Source organism: Synechococcus sp. BO 8801 (assembly GCF_002252675.1).
In the GTDB taxonomy this organism is placed as follows: Bacteria; Cyanobacteriota; Cyanobacteriia; order PCC-6307; family Cyanobiaceae; genus Cyanobium.
Genome location: NZ_NQKY01000014.1, coordinates 12,937 through 30,900, shown reverse-complemented (window position 1 = coordinate 30,900; position 17,964 = coordinate 12,937). Strand labels below are relative to the sequence as shown.

The following is a 17,964-nucleotide window of genomic DNA, read 5'->3' as shown; positions in this document are numbered from 1 at the left end:
ATCGGCCTCGGCTTCGGCCCGACGGCCGCAGCGATGCTGCAGCGGCTGCGCCAGGCCGGTCTGCTGGCCGTGGTGCGGGGCCCGGAGGAGGAGGCCTCCGCCCCCTGGCTGGCGCGGCACTGGGGGAGCGCTGACGCGGTGGTGGCCGTCGGGGCCTGCGGACTGGTGACCCGGCTGATCGCCCCCCTGATCGGTGACAAGCAGAGCGATCCGGCCGTACTGGTGGTGGACCCCAGGGGCCGCTTCGTGGTGCCCCTGCTGGGGGGCCATGGCGCCGGCGGCGACCGCCTCGCCGAGGAGATCGCCGCCCTGGTCGGTGGCCAGGCCGTGCTCACCGGTGCCGGCGCCGGCCTGGGCCGGCTGCCCCTGGATGCCTTCGGCCAGGCCTGGGGCTGGCGCCTCGGCACCGGCGACTGGAGAGAGCTGATGGTGGAGGCGGCCGGCGGTCGCCGCCCCTTCCTGCGCCAGGAGGGGGGCAGCACGCTGTGGCAGGAGCTGGAGGCCAACGTCAGCGGCGACGACGACGGCAGCCAGGACGAGAGCAGCCAGCAAGGCGGGGCGGCCCTGGTGATCGGGCCCCGCAGCGGCGCGGGCTGCCGCTGGCATCCCCCCAGCCTCTGGCTGGGCATCGGCTGCGAGCGGGACACGAGCCTGCCCGTGCTGGAACGGCTGGTGGCGGAAGGCCTGGAGCAGCAGGGACTGGCCCGGGAGGCCGTGGCGGGCCTGGCAAGCATCGATCGCAAGGGGGATGAGCCCGCCCTGCTGGCCCTGGCGGCGCAGCACGGCTGGCCCCTGCGCCTTTATGACGCCGCCACCCTGGCGGCGGTCGCCGTGCCCCATCCCTCGGAGGCGGTGGCGCGGGAGATGGGCACGCCCAGCGTGGCCGAAGCCGCCGCCCTGCAGGCGGCAGGGGAGGCGGGCCGGCCGCTGACGGAGCTGGCCGGGACGGACCAGGACGGAACCGCGCCCCGGCTGCTGGTGGAGAAGCGGATCGGGCGGGCCGCCAGCGGGGAGCGGGGTGCCGCCACCCTGGCGGTGGCCCTGGCCGATCGCCAGTGGGCCCCGCAGCGGGGCAGCCTGCATCTGGTGGGCAGCGGTCCGGGCCCGATCGATCTGCTCAGCGGCGATGCCCGCCGGGCCCTGGCCTCCACGACGGTGTGGGTGGGCTACGGGCTCTACCTCGATCTGCTGGAACCCCTGCGGCGCCCCGACCAGCTGCGCCGCGAAGGCCGTCTGACGGAGGAGCGGGCCCGCTGCGCCGAGGCCCTCGACCTGGCCCGCCAGGGCCTCGACGTGGCCCTGATCTCCTCCGGGGACAGCGGCATCTACGGCATGGCGGGCCTGGCCCTGGAGCTCTGGCTGCAGCTGCCGGTCCTCGACCGTCCGGCCTTCACGGTGCATCCGGGGCTCTCGGCCCTGCAGCTGGCCGCCGCCCGGGCCGGGGCCCCGCTGATGCACGACTTCTGCACCATCAGCCTCAGCGACCGCCTCACCCCCTGGGAGGTGATCGAACGGCGGCTGAAGGGTGCCGCCAGCGGCGATTTCGTCGTGGCCCTCTACAACCCCCGCTCCCTCGGCAGGCCGTGGCAGCTGGGCCGGGCCATCGAACTGCTGGGGGAGGGCCGGCCGGCCAGCACGCCGGTGCTGCTGGCCCGCCAGCTGGGACGCGCCGAAGAGGCGCTCAGCCTCCACACCCTGGGCACCCTGCCCGAGGACCAGGTGGACATGCTCACCCTGGTGCTGGTGGGCAACAGCTCCACCCGTGTTCAGGACGGCCGCATGGTCACCCCGCGGGGCTATCCAGGAGCAGCCCTGGCCTGAGAGTCAGAAGAAAAAATCGGGATGACAGGATTCGAACCTGCGGCCCCTTCGTCCCGAACGAAGTGCGCTACCAAGCTGCGCCACATCCCGATGGCCAGACTTTAGGGGATGGCCCGCGGCGACCGGCCACCGTGACCGGCGTCCCTACAGTCCGCACAGCCCAGCGATGCCCGTGACCGTCAGCGACCCCCGGCCCGCCCCCGCCAAGCCGCCCTGGCTGAGGGTCAAGGCGCCGCAGCGGGAGCGGATCGGGGCGGTGGCTGATCTGCTGGTCGACCTCAAGCTCAACACGGTCTGCCAGGAGGCCAGCTGCCCGAACATCGGCGAGTGTTTCGCCGGCGGCACCGCCACCTTCCTGATCATGGGGCCGGGCTGCACCCGGGCCTGCCCCTACTGCGACATCGACTTCGACCGCAGCGTGCGGGCGCTGGACCCCACCGAGCCCGAGCGCCTCGGGGAGGCGGTGCGACGCATGGGCCTGAGCCATGTGGTGATCACCTCGGTCAACCGGGACGACCTGGCCGACGGCGGCGCCAGCCAGTTCGTGGCCTGCATCGAGGCCGTGCGCCGCACGTCCCCCTTCACCACGATCGAGATCCTGCTGCCCGATCTGTGCGGCGCCTGGGAGGCCCTGGCGTCGGTGATGGCGGCGGCGCCGGAGGTGCTCAACCACAACATCGAGACCGTGCCCCGGCTCTACCGGCAGGTGCGGCCCCAGGGGGTCTACGAGCGCTCGCTGGAACTGCTGCGCCGGGTACGGGAGGGCTGGCCGCGCACTTACACCAAGTCAGGGCTGATGGTGGGCCTGGGCGAAAGCGACGACGAGGTCCGCGCCGTGATGGCCGATCTGCGTGCCCACGCCGTCGACATCGTCACCATCGGCCAGTACCTCTCCCCCGGCCCGAAACATCTGCCGGTCCAGCGCTTCGCGTCGCCGGAGGTGTTCGAGAGCTTCCGCCGTCACGGGGAAGGCGACCTCGGCTTCCTCCAGGTGGTGAGCAGTCCGCTCACCCGCAGCAGCTACCACGCCGGCGAGGTGCGCCGCCTGATGCAGGAGCATCCGCGCTGAGCCGAACCGGACTCCGGGGCAGGATGAGAATCCCGCAGCCCCACGGTCCGGTCATGAGCAAACTCGCCTCCTTCGGCCTGCTGCTGGCCCTGCTTGCACCGGCTGAGCCGGCCCTGGCGGTGCCGCACGTCTACTCGGACGTGGTGCTGGGCGTGAACGACCTGATGGCCTGCGTGGACACCGCCAAGAAGGTGGCGAGCAAGAACGGCTTCAGCGAGGACGTCCAGGTGGTCGGCACCGGCAAGAGCCGCTCGGTGTACGCCGACCACGCCAGCCTGCCGATGGCCCTGTCGATCAGCTGCAGCACCCACCTGGGTGCCGCGTCGATCGCCGTGGCCGGCATGAACAACGACGACACCTTCGCCGCCTTCCAGAAGGTCTACGACGACTTCTGAGCCTGAGCGGCAGACCCGCTCAGGCCGCCACGGCCTCCCGCTGGGCCAGACCCACCGTGGCCGTCTCGCTGGGGGGCACCAGCACCCGGAAGCGAGCCTTCCAGGTGGGCCAGTCGGCCAGGATCGCCGCCGCCCTGGCGCTGCCGGTGGCCTGGAGATGGGCCTCCAGCAACGGCAGCAGCAGCCCCTCCTGCTCGGGGGTGGTGAGGGAAACCAGCGCCACCGACTCGGGATTGAGCCGGGCCGCCAGGCCTCCGGTTTCGTCGAGCAGGAAGGCCACACCGCCGGTCATGCCGGCGGCCACGTTGCGGCCGGTGCTGCCCAGCACCACCACCACGCCGCCGGTCATGTACTCGCAGCAGTGGTCACCGACGCCCTCCACCACGGTGCGGGCGCCGCTGTTGCGCACGGCAAAGCGCTCACCGGCCCGGCCGAGGGCGAACAGCTCCCCGCCCGTGGCGCCGTAGAGGCAGGTGTTGCCGAGGATCACCTGGTTGCCGGGGTCACGGACCGCGGCCGGGGGCACCACGGTGATGCGGCCACCGTTGAGGCCCTTGCCGACGTAGTCGTTGGCCTCGCCCACCAGGCGCAGGTCCATGCCCTGGAGCACGAAGGCGCCGAAGCTCTGGCCGGCGGCGCCGTGGAAGGTGAGGGCGAGGCCCCCCTGGAAGCCGGTGTTGCCGTGCAGAGCAGCGATCTCGCCGGAGAGTCGGGCCCCCACGCTGCGGTCGGTGTTGACGATCATCAGCTGGCGCGCCACCTGCCCGTGGCTCTCGATCGCCGCGCGCACCTCCGGGTCGGCAAGCAGCCCGTCCTCGAGCACCGGACCATTGCCGTGGGCCACGTCGTCGTGGCGCAGCCAGGCGCGGTCGGCGGCGGCGGGGATCGGATCCAGCAGGCAGGAGAGATCCAGGGCGCTGGTCTTGGTGAGACCGATGGCGCGGGGCGCCAGCAGATCGGTGCGGCCGATCAGATCCTCGAGCCGGGCCACGCCCAGCACGCTCAGCAGCTGGCGCACCTCCTCGGCCACAAAGACGAAGAAGTTGACGACGTGCTCGGGCAGGCCGGTGAAGCGCTTGCGCAGGGCCTCCTTCTGGGTGGCGACGCCCACCGGGCAGTTGTTGGTGTGGCAGACGCGGGCCATGATGCAGCCCTCGGCAATCATGGCCACCGAGCCGAAGCCGTACTCCTCGGCCCCCAGCAGGGCGGCGATCAGGACGTCCCAGCCGCTCTTGAGGCCCCCGTCGGCCCGCAGCAGCACCCGGTCCCGCAGGCCGTTCTCCAGCAGGCTGCGGTGCACCTCCGTGAGCCCCAGCTCCCAGGGGCTGCCGGCGTGCTTGATCGAACTCAGCGGCGAGGCTCCGGTGCCGCCGTCATGGCCGGAGATCTGGATCACGTCGGCATTGGCCTTGGCCACACCGGCGGCGATCGTGCCGATGCCGATCTCGGCCACCAGCTTCACCGAGACCCGGGCGGCGGGGTTCACCTGGTGCAGGTCATGGATGAGCTGGGCCAGATCCTCAATGGAATAGATGTCGTGGTGCGGCGGCGGTGAGATCAGCGCCACGCCGGGCTTGCTGTTGCGCAGCCAGGCGATGTAGGTGTCCACCTTGGGGCCGGGCAGCTGGCCGCCCTCGCCGGGCTTGGCGCCCTGGGCCACCTTGATCTCCAGCTGCTGGCCGCTGCGCAGGTAGGCCGGGGTGACGCCGAAGCGACCCGAAGCGATCTGCTTGATGGCGGAACAGGCGCTGTCACCGTTGCGGAGACCGCGCAGGCTGGGGAGGGTGGGCGAATGGCCCTCACCGTCGACGTCGTGGAGGGGGTGGTAGCGGGCCGGGTCCTCGCCGCCCTCGCCGCAGTTGCTCTTGCCGCCGATGCGGTTCATCGCCACCGCCAGCACCTCGTGAGCCTCCCTGGAGAGGGCCCCCAGGCTCATGCCGCCGGTGCAGAAGCGGCTGCAGATGCTCTCGACGCTCTCCACCTGGTCGATCGGCAGGGGCGTCGGGGCCGGGCGCAGCTCAAGCAGATCCCGCAGCGCCGTGACCGGGCGGTTCTCCAGCAGGGTGCGGTAGGTGGTGAAGTGGTCGTAGCCGGGGCCCGCCGCCACGGCGGCGTGCAGGGCCTTGGACATGTCCGGGTTGTTGAGGTGGAACTCCCCGCCGGTGCGGTACTGCACGAAGCCCATGAACTCCAGCTTGGTGCGGTTCAGCTCCGGGTAGGCCTTGGCGTGGAAGGCCAGGGTTTCGCTGGCCAGATCCTGCAGGCTGAGGCCGGAGACGCGGCTGGTGGTGCCGGTGAAGGCCAGATCGATCAGATCGGCGCCGATGCCGATGGCCTCGAAGATCTGGGCGCCGTGGTAGCTGGCCAGCAGCGAGATGCCGATCTTGGAGAGGATCTTGCGCAGCCCCTCCTCCAGGGCCTTGCGCACGTTGGACTGGGCCGTGTCGGCATCGAGGCGGGGGAGCTTGCCCCGCTCGATCATCGACTGGGTGCGGGGATGGGCCAGCCAGTGGCGGGTGGTCTCCCAGGTGAGCCACGGGCAGATCGCGCTGGCGCCGTAGCCGATCAGGCAGGCGAGGTGGTGGGTGCTCCAGCACTGGGCGGTGTCCACCACCAGGGAGCACTGCAGGCGCAGGCCGAGCCGCAGCAGATGGTGGTGCACGGCCCCCACCCCCAGCAGGGGAGGGATGGCCGTGGTGCCCGCGCTGATGCCGCCATCGGCCCGGTCGGAAAGGACCAGGATCTGGGAGCCGCTGCGCACGGCGGCCTCCGCCTCGAAGCAGAGCCGATGCAGGGCCTGCTCCAGCCCCTCGGGTCCGCTGGACACCGTCAGGAGCGTGGAGAGGGTGGTGAGACCAAGGCCGTGGGAGCCGAGATCCTCCAGTTCAGCCTCGTTGAGCACCGGGGTGGTGAGGTGCAGCACGGCGGCGCCGGAGGCATCGGGCCGCAGGGCGGAACCGCGCCGACCCAGGTGCATCTCCAGGCTCATGACCAGCTTCTCGCGCAGCGGGTCGATGGGGGGGTTGGTGACCTGGGCGAAGCGCTGCTTGAAGTAGTCGTAAAGAAGGTGGGGCTTGGCGGAGAGCACCGCCAGGGGGATGTCGTCCCCCATGCAGTAGGTGGGCTCCTTGCCCTGGCCGGCCATGTCCTCGATCACCAGATCCAGGTCCTCGGCGGTGAAGCCGAAGGCGGTCTGCTGCTGGAGAAGCTCCAGCTCACCGAGGGTGCGCTCCTGCTCCCAGACGCCGGGCGACAGGCTGCGGCGGTGGTCGAGCAGCCAGCCGGCGTAGGGGAGGCGCGCCGCCGTCTCCTCCTTCACATCCCAGTTGCGCAGCAGCCGGTGCTGCTCCAGGTCGACGGCCAGCATCTGGCCGGGGCCGAGGCGCCCCTTTTCGATGATCCGGGATTCCTCCAGTTCGACCACGCCCGTTTCCGAGCCCATCACCACGTAGCCGTCGCTGGTGATGCAGTAGCGGGCCGGCCGCAGGCCGTTGCGGTCGAGGGTGGCCCCCACCATGCGGCCGTCGCTGAAGACCAGCAGGGCCGGACCGTCCCAGGGCTCCTGCAGGCAGGCGCTGTATTCGTAGAAGGCCTTGATCGCGGGCCGTTCGTCGAGTTCGGGCTGGTCGCGGAAGGCCTCCGGCACCAGGGTCAGCAGGCTGTCGGTGATCGGCCGGCCGCTGCGCACCATCAGCTCGAGGGTGGCGTCGAGGTTGGCCGAATCGCTGAAAGCGGCGTTGACCAGGGGCCGCAGGTCCCGGGCGGCATCGCCCCAGACGGCCTCGAGGTGGGATTCGGCGGCCCGGGCCCAGTTGATGTTGCCCAGCAGCGTGTTGATCTCACCGTTGTGGCCCAGCAGCCGCATCGGCTGGGCCAGGGGCCAGCGGGGCAGGGTGTTGGTGCTGAAGCGGCGGTGGTACACCGCAAAGGCGACGCTGAAGCGCTCGTCGCGGAGGTCGGTGTAGAAGGCGTCGAGCACCTCCGAGCGCACCATGCCCTTGTAGACGACGGTGCGGGCGCTGATCGAGGCGAAATAGAGGTCGGTGGTGTCGGCCCCCCACACCTCCCGCACCCGGTCGACGGCGCGGCGCCGCAGGCGGAACAGCAGGGATTCGAGGGCGTCGACATCGGCCATGACGCCGGGCACCGCATCGGGGGCGGCCAGCAGCCACTGCTCGATGGCCGGGGCGTTCTCCCGCGCCAGGGGACCGAGCACCTCGGGAACCACGGGGACCTGCCGCCAGCCGAGGCTGAGGAGACCGAGGCGTTCGGCCTCCTCGTCGCAGATCCGGCGGGCCTGGTCGCGGCGGTCGGGATCCGCCGGCAGGAACAGCATCCCCAGTCCCCGCACGATCGCCGTGGAGGCGGCCGCCGCCGGCCAGACAGCCTCCAGGTAGCTCCAGGGGATGGCGGTCAGCAGGCCGGCGCCGTCGCCGGAATCACCATCGCCGCCGCAGCCGCCCCGGTGCTCCATGCAGCGGAGGCCCCGCAGGGCCTGCTGGAGAACCCAGTGGTTGGCCACCCCATCGAGGTGGGCCAGGAAGCCCACGCCGCACGCGTCCGTTTCTCCAGGGCCTGGGGACGAGCTGTCGCGATGGGGCCAGAGCGGAACGGAGGAGGACATAGGCCGGGTTGGTGCTGCTGAAACGGAGCTGGAGATGGCTTGAAAACAACAAGCCTAAAGAAGCCGGCAGGAAGGGTCTGCCGAGGAGCTGCCGTGTCACCCGTGCAGCAGCCGTGTCCGCGACGACAGGGCGAGCCATCGATCCTAGGCAGCCGCCCTTCCCCGGAGCGATGGGACTAACTTTTTGCCTCAAGGGGCAGGATTTATGCCTCAAGAGGCAGGACGTCGTCGATGGCCAGGACTCTCCCGATCACCCTGGCCCTGCTGGCCCTGATCGGAGCTCCACCGGTCACCAGGGCAGCCCCGCCGCCGATGCCCCCGCCCCTGCCGGAACCGGCGGCCCCGCGTCCAAGCCGGCCCGTGCCGATGCGCGCGGGCTCCGCCGCGGAGGTCGGCGGCACCGGGCTGACGCTCAACGGCCGCAGCCAGCAGGCCGCCTGGCGCTGGAGCGGCGATGACCCGCGCCGGCCGATGGCCCTGTGGCTGCCGCTGGAGGTGCTCGAAGGCCAGCTGGGCTTCAGCAGCCGCTCCCGGCCCGATGGCGCCCTGGCCCTGGAATGGTTCGGCCGGGAGCTGCTGGTGCCGCCGGCGCAGCAGCGCTCGCTGGCGGACGAGGTGGCCGTCGACGTGGCCGCCCTCCTGCTGGACGTGGGCGTGACGGTGGAGCGCCGCGGCGAGCGGCTGGATCTGCGCCTGCCGGCGCCCCGGCTGCTCCAGGTGCGCAGCTCGGAGCAGGCCGGGGTCCGGCGGGTGGTGCTCGACCTCGATGGCCCCACCCTGGTGCGCAGCAGCGAGGGCGGCCTGCAGCTGTCCCTGCTGAGCCGGCCCGACCAGCTGGCCCTGCTCACCGCCCGGGGCCTGCGCAGCGGCAGCGACGGGACGGACCTGACCCTGGCGGTGCCCGGTGCTGCCGCGCCCCTGCGCACGTTCACCCTGGGGGATCCGGCCCGGGTGGTCATCGATCTGCCCCAGGGCGCCGGCAGCGTCGGCACGGCGCCGGAGGCACCGGCTCCGATCGATCCGCGGCTGCTGGCCATGCTGGGGTCCCAGCTGCGCTGGGACCAGCAGGTGCGCAACGTGGGCGGCAGCCGGTTCCTGGTCAACGCCGTCCGGATCGATCCGCGCAGCGGTCCCCTGGAGCTGCGCACCCTCAGCCGCCCCGACGGCATGGCGGGGCTCAGCTCCCTGACGGCCCTGGCCCAGCGCCAGGACGCCCTGGTGGCGATCAACGGCGGCTTCTTCAACCGGGTGCGCCGGCTTCCCCTCGGCGCCCTGCGGGACCAGGGCCGCTGGCTGTCCGGGCCGATCCTCAACCGCGGCGTTGTGGGCTGGGAGCCCCGCAGCCTGCCCCGCTTCGGCCGCCTGCGGCTGGAGGAATGGATCAGCGATGACCGCGGCCAGCGCCTGCCGCTGCTGACGGTGAACAGCGGCCTGGCCCAGCGGGGCCTGAGCCGCTACACGGGCGAGTGGGGCCGGCTCTACCAGGCCCTGACCGGCTCGGAGACGGGCCTGCTGCTGAGCGGCGGCCAGGTGCAGCGCCGGATCGGCAGCGCCGAGCTGGCGGCCGGGGTGCCGCTGCGGCCGGAGGACACCCTGGTGGTGGCCCGCGGCGGGGCCGACCTGCCCTGGGGCGAGGGGGATCGGCTGCGGATCGAGAGCCGGCCGAGCGATCCGGTGGGCAACGCCTCCTCCGTGATGGGGGGCGGACCGCTGCTGCTCCAGAACGGCCGCATCGTGCTCAACGGCGGCGCCGAGGGGTTCGGGACCGCCTTCCTGCGCCAGGGGGCGCCCCGCACCGTGGTGGGCAGCGACGGCACCCTGCTGTGGCTGGTGACCCTGGAGGGCGCCGGGGGGGGCGCCGGGCCCACCCTCTCCGAAACCGCCTGGCTGCTGCAGCAGTTGGGGCTGGTGGATGCCCTCAACCTCGACGGGGGCAGTTCCACGGGCCTGGTGATGGGCGGCAGCCACCGGGTCAAGGGGCGCGGCGTGGCCGGCTCCGTGCACAACGGCCTGGGCCTGGTGCCCATCGGGGGCGGGGGAGCGGCCACGAGCCTGGGGCCGGCCGGCCGGCCGCTGGCCGACTGATGGCCTTGACGGACTGATGGCCTGGGCAGATCTCCCCCACTGGCAGACTCACCCCATTCGCCGCCTCGCCGTGCCCAGGGGCCACAGCCTCCGTCTCACCGCCGCCGCCGCCGCCGAGCTCTGCCGGCAGGCGGCCGTGGCGGGCACCCCCGGGCTGATGCACCTGGAGCTGCTGGAGGGCGCCTGTGAGGCCTGGGCCATCCGCCTGCGCCCCGGCCACCTGTCCGGCACTCCCGTGGCCCGGGCCGACGGCATCACCCTCTATTCCCCCGGCGACCAGCTGCCCCTGCTTCAGGGCCTCCAGCTCGACTACCGGGGCGACCTCAGCGGCGGCGGGTTCCTGGTGCGCTCCGGACCGGGGGTGCGCAGCTGCGCCTGCGGCGCCGCCTTCAGCCGTGAGAACTGAGCGGGACGACGACGAAGTAAGGTGTCGGATTGTCGATACGGTCGGACGTCCGACCTGTCCACCCAGAAGTCCCCACCGAGCAGCACCCGGCCCTCGATGCCCACTATTCAGCAGCTGATCCGCACCGAGCGGCAGCGTCTCACCCGCAAGACGAAGTCGCCCGCCCTGCGCGCCTGCCCCGAACGGCGTGGCGTCTGCACCCGGGTGTACACCTCCACCCCGAAGAAGCCCAACTCGGCGCTGAGGAAGGTGGCCCGCGTGCGCCTCACCTCCGGCTTCGAGGTGACGGCCTACATCCCCGGCATCGGCCACAACCTTCAGGAGCACTCGGTGGTTCTGATCCGCGGCGGCCGCGTCAAGGATCTGCCCGGTGTCCGGTATCACATCATCCGCGGCACCCTCGACACCTCCGGGGTCAAGGACCGGCGTCAGTCCCGCTCCAAGTACGGCGCCAAGACACCGAAGGCCTGAGCCTTCGCGCCACCGGCTCTCCGCGGCCGACTCCCTCCTCCTGCTTTTTCTCCCTCCGTTCCATGTCCCGCCGCAACGCCGCCGAGAAGCGCCCGGTTCTCCCGGATCCCCAGTTCAACAGCCGTCTGGCCTCGATGATCGTGGCCCGGCTGATGAAGCACGGCAAGAAGTCCACGGCCCAGCGCATCCTTTCCGATGCCTTCACCCTGATCAACGAGCGCACCGGCGCCGATCCCCTCGACCTGTTCGAGACGGCGGTCCGCAATGCCACCCCCCTGGTGGAGGTCCGGGCCCGTCGGGTCGGCGGCGCCACCTATCAGGTGCCGATGGAAGTGCGTCAGGAGCGGGGCACCGCCATGGCGCTGCGCTGGCTGGTCAACTTCTCCCGCGCCCGCAACGGCCGGAGCATGGCCCAGAAACTGGCCGGCGAGCTGATGGACGCGGCCAACGAGGCCGGCAGTGCCGTCCGCAAGCGGGAGGAAACCCACAAGATGGCCGAGGCCAACAAGGCTTTCGCCCACTACCGCTACTGAGCGACCCCGGGAACCGGATGCCTGGGCTGATCCGGTTCCCCCAGACCTGAGCCATCACCGGTCTGTAGAGTTACGCCCGCTTTTCGTCGACCCACCCCCGGAGAACTTTCCCGTGGCCCGCGCCTACCCCCTGGAACGCGTCAGAAATATCGGTATCGCCGCTCACATTGACGCGGGCAAGACCACCACGACCGAACGGATTCTGTTTTATTCCGGCGTGGTCCACAAGATGGGCGAGGTGCACGATGGCGCCGCCGTCACCGACTGGATGGAGCAGGAACGCGAGCGGGGGATCACCATCACCGCCGCCGCCATCTCCACCAGCTGGAAGGACAACCGGATCAACATCATCGACACCCCTGGCCACGTCGATTTCACGATCGAGGTGGAGCGCTCGATGCGCGTCCTCGATGGTGTGGTCGCCGTGTTCTGTGCCGTGGGCGGCGTCCAGCCCCAGTCGGAGACCGTCTGGCGCCAGGCCGATCGCTACAACGTGCCCCGGATCGTGTTCGTCAACAAGATGGACCGGACCGGCGCCAACTTCCTGAAGGTCTACGACCAGATCAAGGATCGCCTCAAGGCCAACGCCGTGCCGATCCAGCTGCCGATCGGTGCCGAGGGCGACCTCAAGGGCATCATCGACCTGGTGCGCAACAAGGCGATCATCTACACCAATGACCTCGGCACCGACATCCTCGAAGAGGAGATCCCCGCCGACATGCAGGACGAGGCTGCGGAGTGGCGCCAGAAGCTGATGGAGTCGGTGGCCGAAACCGACGAAGAGCTGATCGAATCCTTCCTTGAGAACGGAGAGCTCACCCAGGAGCAGCTGATGCGTGGCATCCGCCTCGGGGTGCTGCATCACGGCATGGTCCCGATCCTCTGCGGCTCCGCCTTCAAGAACAAGGGCGTCCAGCTGGTGCTCGATGCGGTTGTCGACTACCTGCCCGCCCCCGTCGATGTGCCGCCGATCCATGGCCTGCTGGCCGACGGCAGCGAAGCCACCCGTGCCTGCGACGACAGCGCTCCCTTCAGTGCCCTGGCCTTCAAGGTGATGGCCGACCCCTACGGCAAGCTCACCTTCGTCCGCATGTACAGCGGCGTGCTGCAGAAGGGCAGCTACGTGCTCAACTCCACCAAGGACAAGAAGGAGCGCATCTCCCGCCTGATCCTGCTCAAGGCCGACGAGCGCGAAGAAGTCGACGAGCTCCGGGCCGGTGACCTGGGCGCCGTTCTTGGCCTCAAGGACACCACCACGGGCGACACCCTCTGCGTCGACTCCGATCCGATCATTCTGGAATCCCTGTTCATCCCCGAACCGGTGATCTCCGTGGCCGTGGAGCCCAAGACCAAGGGCGACATGGAGAAACTCGGCAAGGCGCTGCAGTCCCTCTCTGAGGAAGACCCCACCTTCCGGGTCTCCACCGATCCGGAAACCAACCAGACCGTGATCGCCGGCATGGGCGAACTGCACCTGGAGATCCTTGTCGACCGCATGCTGCGGGAGTTCAAGGTGGAGGCCAACATCGGTGCCCCCCAGGTGTCCTACCGGGAAACCATCCGCGGCAGCGCCAAGGGTGAGGGCAAGTTCGCCCGCCAGACGGGAGGCAAGGGCCAGTACGGCCACGTGGTGATCGAAATGCAGCCCGGCGAGCCGGGTTCAGGGTTCGAGTTCGTCAACAAGATTGTTGGCGGCATCGTTCCCAAGGAGTACATCGGTCCGGCGGAAGCCGGCATGAAGGAAACCTGCCAGTCCGGTGTGATTGCCGGTTTCCCCATGATCGATGTCCGGGTCACCATGGTGGACGGCTCCTATCACGACGTCGACTCTTCGGAGATGGCGTTCAAGATCGCCGGTTCCTTGGCCTTCAAGGACGGCGTCAAGAAGTGCAATCCCGTACTTCTTGAGCCGATGATGAAGGTTGAGGTCGAGGTCCCCGAGGATTACCTCGGTTCGGTCATCGGCGACCTTTCCTCTCGCCGCGGCCAGGTCGAAGGACAGTCCGTCGACAACGGACAGTCCAAAGTCCAGTCCAAGGTGCCTCTGGCCGAGATGTTCGGCTACGCCACCCAGCTCCGATCCATGACCCAGGGTCGGGGTATTTTCTCGATGGAGTTCAGCCATTACGAGGAAGTTCCTCGCAATGTGGCGGAAGCCATCATTTCCAAGAATCAGGGCAATTCCTGATCTTTCTTTCCATCCAACCCACCCCCCCGATTCTTTCCTTCCATGGCACGCGAGAAGTTTGAGAGGAACAAGCCTCACGTCAACATCGGCACCATCGGTCACGTTGACCACGGCAAGACCACCCTCACCGCCGCCATCACCAACGTGCTGGCGTCCCAGGGCATGGCCAAGGCCCAGGCCTACGACGAGATCGATGGCGCCCCTGAAGAGAAGGAGCGGGGGATCACCATCAACACGGCCCACGTCGAGTACGAGACCGAGAACCGTCACTACGCCCACGTGGACTGCCCCGGCCACGCGGACTACGTCAAGAACATGATCACCGGTGCCGCCCAGATGGACGGCGCCATCCTGGTGGTGGCCGCCACCGACGGCCCCATGGCCCAGACCAAGGAGCACATCCTGCTGGCCAAGCAGGTGGGCGTGCCCGCCCTGGTGGTGTTCCTCAACAAGAAGGACATGGTCGACGACGAGGAGATCCTCGAGCTCGTCGAACTGGAGATGCGTGAGCTGCTGAGCAGCTACGACTTCCCCGGCGACGACATCCCCGTGATCGCCGGCTCCGCCCTCAAGGCCCTCGAGTACATCCAGGGTGGCAAGAAGGCCGTGCGCGGTGAGGATGAGTGGGTCGACAAGATCCTCGACCTCATGGATGCGGTCGACGAGTCCATCCCCGAGCCCGAGCGTGAGATCGACAAGCCCTTCCTGATGGCCGTCGAAGACGTGTTCTCGATCACCGGTCGGGGCACTGTCGCCACCGGTCGTATCGAGCGCGGCAAGGTGAAGGTGGGCGAGACCGTCCAGATCGTCGGCATCCGCGACACCCGGGAAACCACCGTCACCGGCGTGGAGATGTTCCGCAAGCTGCTCGACGAGGGCATGGCGGGCGACAACGTCGGCCTGCTGCTGCGCGGCATCCAGAAGGAGGACATCGAGCGCGGCATGGTGCTGGTGAAGCCCAACTCCATCAAGCCCCACACCAAGTTCGAGGGTGAGGTCTACGTGCTCAAGAAGGAAGAAGGCGGCCGCCACACCCCCTTCTTCGCCGGCTACCGCCCGCAGTTCTACATCCGCACCACCGACGTGACCGGCCAGATCACGGCCTTCACCGCCGATGACGGCACCAACGTGGAAATGGTGATGCCCGGCGACCGCATCAAGATGTCCGCCGAGCTGATCTGCCCGGTCGCCATCGAGCAGGGCATGCGCTTCGCCATCCGCGAAGGCGGCCGCACCATCGGTGCCGGCGTGGTGTCCAAGATCGTTCTGTGAGGCTGATCTAGCCTTTTCGGGGGAGTCTCACCACGGTGGGGCTCCCCCTTCCGGAACCGTCGGTTCCGTCCGCACCTCGACAACCCGTTTCCACGGCCTACCGCCGCCCTTCGTCCGCGTTTCCCCTCCGATGACCGCCTCCATCCCCCAGCAGAAGATCCGCATCCGCCTGAAGGCCTTCGATCGCCGCATGCTGGATCTGTCCTGCGAAAAGATCATCGAAACCGCCGATCACACCGCTGCCACGGCCATCGGTCCCATCCCCCTGCCCACCAAGCGCAAGATCTACTGCGTGCTGCGCTCGCCTCACGTCGACAAGGATTCCCGTGAGCACTTCGAGACCCGCACCCATCGCCGCATCATCGATATCTACAGCCCCAGTTCCAAGACCATCGACGCCCTGATGAAGCTCGACCTGCCGAGCGGTGTGGACATCGAAGTCAAGCTCTGATGCCGATGGGCTCAACGGGGCTTCGCCGGGCTGGTCGCTCTCTCTAGGATCGCGACACATCCCGAGTTGCCCTGGTTGATCCTTTCGCTGCCGACCTCCGATCGCCCCTTCCCCCCTGCCGCCAGCGGCATCCTGCTCCCGTGACTGATCTGGCCGTCAGGGAGCTGCCCCTGTTCCCCCTCCCCGATGTGGTGCTCTTCCCCCAGGAAGTGCTGCCGCTCCACATCTTCGAGCCGCGCTACCGCATGATGCTGCGCACGGCGATGTCGGAGGACAGGCGCTTCGGAGTGGTGCGCTGGGATCCCCAGAGCAAGAAGATGGCGGAAGTGGGCTGCTGTGCCGAGATCCTGCACTGCCAGGTTCAGGACGACGACCGCAGCAACATCGTCACCATGGGCCAGCAGCGCTTCCGGGTGCTCGACATCGTGCGCGACACCCCGTTCCGGGTCGGCATGGTCAGCTGGATCGAGGACACGGTGAGCGAAAGCCACGAGGAGCTCGAGACCCTCACCAGCGACGTGACCCGGGCCCTGCGCGACGTGGTCGATCTCACCGGCAAGCTGATCGGCAAGCCTTCCTCGCTGCCCGCCGATCTGCCCGATCTGCCGCGGGAGCTCTCCTTCTGGATCGGTGCCCATCTCGGCGGGCCGGTGGCCGACCACCAGCAGGCCCTGCTCGAGATCACCGACACCGGTGAGCGGCTGCGCCAGGAATTCGAACTGCTCGACCAGACCCGGCGCCAGCTGGCGGCCCGCACGGTCCTGAAGGACACCTTCTCCACCCTCGGCGACGGCAGCAGCGAGACCTGACCCATGCCGAGCCTTCTTCCGGGCGGCGCCCTGCTGCCCCTCCTCCTGACGGGGGGTGCCCTGGCGACCCTCCTCGCTGCCCTGCTGTGGCAGCGGCGCTCCCGGGCCTATCTGTCGCCGGCCAGCGTCGCCGCCGCCTACGACCGCTGGACGGACGACCGTCTGCTGGAGCGGCTCTGGGGCGAGCACGTGCACCTGGGCCACTACGGCGATCCGCCGGGTAGCCGGGATTTCCGCGCCGCCAAGGCCGCCTTCGTCCACGAGCTGGTGCGCTGGAGCGGCCTCGACCGTCTGCCCCCCGGCAGCCGGGTGCTGGACGTGGGCTGCGGCATCGGCGGCAGCGCCCGCATCCTGGCCCGCGACTACGGCTTCGAGGTGCTGGGCATCAGCATCAGCCCGGCCCAGATCGCCCGGGCCCGGGAGCTCACACCGGCCGACCTGCCGAACTGCCGCTTCGCCGTGATGGATGCCCTGGCCCTGGAGCTGCCGGACGGGGGCGCCGACACGGGCTTCGATGCGGTCTGGAGTGTCGAAGCCGGCCCCCACATGCCCGACAAGCAGCGCTACGCCGATGAGATGCTGCGCGTGCTCCGGCCGGGCGGCGCTCTGGCGGTGGCCGACTGGAACCGCCGCGACCCGGGCGTCGCCCCGATGAACCGGCTGGAGCGCTGGGTGATGCGCCAGCTGCTCGACCAGTGGGCGCATCCGGAGTTCGCCAGCATCCCCTCCCTGAAGAGGAATCTGGAAATCAGCCCCTGGAACCGGGGCCTGCCGATCAGCACCGGCGACTGGACGGTGGCCACCCTGCCCTCCTGGGTGGATTCGATCCTCGAAGGCGTGCGTCGCCCCGGGGCGGTGCTGGGGCTGGGCCCCCGGGCCGTGATCCAGGGGCTTCGGGAAACGCCGACGCTGCTGCTGATGGACTGGGCCTTCCGCAACGGGCTGATGCAGTTCGGCGTCTTCCGCGGACCGGTGCCCGGGCCGGGCTGACTCAGTCGGCCTTCTCCTCGGCGGCGAGGTTGGTGAGGGGATAGGCCCCGAACAGGGCCAGGTGCTCGCAGAGGGGGGTGAGGTCGGCGATCGCCCCGTCCAGGGGAGCGGCCCCCTCGGGAAGCTCGAGATCGACGAAGAAGATGTATTCGCCCATCTCCCGCTTGGAGGGACGGGATTCGATCCGGCTCATGTTCAGCCCCTGGCCGGCGAAGCAGCCCAGCGACTCCAGCAGGGCACCGGGCTGGTTGGAATGGAGCGAGAACGCCAGGCTGGCATAGGGGCCCTGGTGGGAGCGCTCGCCGCGACGCAGCAGCAGGAAGCGGGTGCAGTTGCCCGGCACATCGTTGATCGGGTGGGCCAGCACCTCGAGGCCGTGCTCGGCGGCCGCCTCCAGCGAGGCGATGGCGCCCCGGAAGCGGCTGCCCCGCACCAGCCGGGCCGCTTCAGCGGTGGAGCTGGTGGGCAGCTGCAGGGCCTGGGGAAGGTGCTCGCCCAGCCACAGGCTGCACTGGGCCAGGGCCTGGGGGTGGGAGAGCACCTCACTGATGGCGTCGAGGGGGCCGCTGCCCACCAGGGCGTGGCGGATGGGCAGCACCAGGGCCCGGGCCACCGCCAGGTCGGGGTGCTCCCAGAGGGCATCGAGACAACTGGTGACGCCCCCCTCGACCGAGTTCTCCACCGGCACCACCGCCAGATCGCAGTCGCCGTCGGCCAGGGCCCGGATCACGGCGCGGATGCCCTGCTGGGGCACAAAGTCCACCGCCTCGAGGCCCTCGAGGGCCGCCAGTCGCTGCGCCGCCTGCTCACCGTAGGTGCCGACGGGACCGAGAAAGGCAAGACGCATGGC

14 protein-coding genes and 1 tRNA gene are annotated in these 17,964 nt (G+C 69.9%); 12 read left to right on the top strand and 3 right to left on the bottom strand.

Annotation, left to right across the window (positions count from 1 at the left end):
* The first annotated feature begins 33 nt into the window (after positions 1-33).
* Positions 34-1,821 carry a precorrin-3B C(17)-methyltransferase gene (gene cobJ / locus CJZ86_RS10990; protein WP_502690431.1) on the top strand — a complete coding sequence of 596 codons (1,788 nt, stop codon included), beginning with the start codon at positions 34-36 and terminating at the stop codon, positions 1,819-1,821.
* Between the two features lie 16 nt (positions 1,822-1,837).
* Here the strand turns inward: cobJ and CJZ86_RS10985 are convergent.
* Positions 1,838-1,911 (bottom strand) — tRNA-Pro (locus tag CJZ86_RS10985).
* Between the two features lie 76 nt (positions 1,912-1,987).
* On the opposite strand from CJZ86_RS10985, the gene lipA reads away from it, so the two are divergent.
* Together lipA and CJZ86_RS10975 are read left to right on the top strand one after the other, a co-directional pair.
* A complete protein-coding gene (gene lipA, locus CJZ86_RS10980; protein ID WP_094585990.1) occupies positions 1,988-2,890 on the top strand; it encodes a lipoyl synthase in 903 nt (300 codons plus the stop codon).
* 53 nt (positions 2,891-2,943) lie between these two features.
* Positions 2,944-3,285 carry a hypothetical protein gene (locus CJZ86_RS10975; RefSeq protein ID WP_094585989.1) on the top strand — a complete coding sequence of 114 codons (342 nt, stop codon included), beginning with the start codon at positions 2,944-2,946 and terminating at the stop codon, positions 3,283-3,285.
* Between the two features lie 19 nt (positions 3,286-3,304).
* Here the strand turns inward: CJZ86_RS10975 and gltB are convergent, their stop codons facing one another.
* Positions 3,305-7,909 carry a glutamate synthase large subunit gene (gene gltB / locus CJZ86_RS10970; RefSeq protein WP_094585988.1) on the bottom strand — a complete coding sequence of 1,535 codons (4,605 nt, stop codon included), beginning with the start codon at positions 7,907-7,909 and terminating at the stop codon, positions 3,305-3,307.
* Between the two features lie 231 nt (positions 7,910-8,140).
* Between gltB and CJZ86_RS10965 the strand changes: the two genes are divergently transcribed.
* From CJZ86_RS10965 to CJZ86_RS10925, 9 genes are all read left to right on the top strand, one after another.
* On the top strand, positions 8,141-9,994 hold the full coding sequence (locus tag CJZ86_RS10965; RefSeq protein WP_198960123.1) for a phosphodiester glycosidase family protein: 1,854 nt from the start codon (positions 8,141-8,143) through the stop codon (positions 9,992-9,994).
* A gap of 70 nt (positions 9,995-10,064) precedes the next feature.
* Positions 10,065-10,400 (top strand): AIR synthase, encoded by a 336-nt coding sequence (locus tag CJZ86_RS10960; RefSeq protein ID WP_094585987.1) that lies wholly within the window; start codon positions 10,065-10,067, stop codon positions 10,398-10,400.
* Positions 10,401-10,496: 96 nt separating this feature from the next.
* Positions 10,497-10,871: a 30S ribosomal protein S12 gene (gene rpsL, locus CJZ86_RS10955; protein WP_015109448.1), complete on the top strand. Its 375-nt coding sequence runs from the start codon at positions 10,497-10,499 to the stop codon at positions 10,869-10,871.
* A gap of 62 nt (positions 10,872-10,933) precedes the next feature.
* Positions 10,934-11,404: a 30S ribosomal protein S7 gene (gene rpsG / locus CJZ86_RS10950; protein ID WP_015109449.1), complete on the top strand. Its 471-nt coding sequence runs from the start codon at positions 10,934-10,936 to the stop codon at positions 11,402-11,404.
* A gap of 112 nt (positions 11,405-11,516) precedes the next feature.
* Positions 11,517-13,592 (top strand): elongation factor G, encoded by a 2,076-nt coding sequence (gene fusA, locus CJZ86_RS10945; RefSeq protein WP_094585986.1) that lies wholly within the window; start codon positions 11,517-11,519, stop codon positions 13,590-13,592.
* A gap of 42 nt (positions 13,593-13,634) precedes the next feature.
* Positions 13,635-14,864: an elongation factor Tu gene (gene tuf / locus CJZ86_RS10940; protein WP_094585985.1), complete on the top strand. Its 1,230-nt coding sequence runs from the start codon at positions 13,635-13,637 to the stop codon at positions 14,862-14,864.
* Between the two features lie 130 nt (positions 14,865-14,994).
* Positions 14,995-15,315, top strand: a complete 321-nt coding sequence (rpsJ, locus tag CJZ86_RS10935; protein WP_015109452.1) for a 30S ribosomal protein S10 — start codon at positions 14,995-14,997, stop codon at positions 15,313-15,315.
* A 140-nt stretch (positions 15,316-15,455) separates the two neighbouring features.
* The gene (locus CJZ86_RS10930) at positions 15,456-16,124 is read left to right on the top strand and encodes an LON peptidase substrate-binding domain-containing protein (RefSeq protein WP_094585984.1); all 669 of its coding nucleotides are present in this window, start codon (positions 15,456-15,458) and stop codon (positions 16,122-16,124) included.
* Positions 16,125-16,127: 3 nt separating this feature from the next.
* Positions 16,128-17,114 (top strand): methyltransferase domain-containing protein, encoded by a 987-nt coding sequence (locus tag CJZ86_RS10925; protein WP_094585983.1) that lies wholly within the window; start codon positions 16,128-16,130, stop codon positions 17,112-17,114.
* Between the two features lies 1 nt (position 17,115).
* Here the strand turns inward: CJZ86_RS10925 and pheA are convergent, their stop codons facing one another.
* A complete protein-coding gene (gene pheA / locus CJZ86_RS10920; RefSeq protein ID WP_094585982.1) occupies positions 17,116-17,961 on the bottom strand; it encodes a prephenate dehydratase in 846 nt (281 codons plus the stop codon).
* Positions 17,962-17,964: the final 3 nt, after the last annotated feature.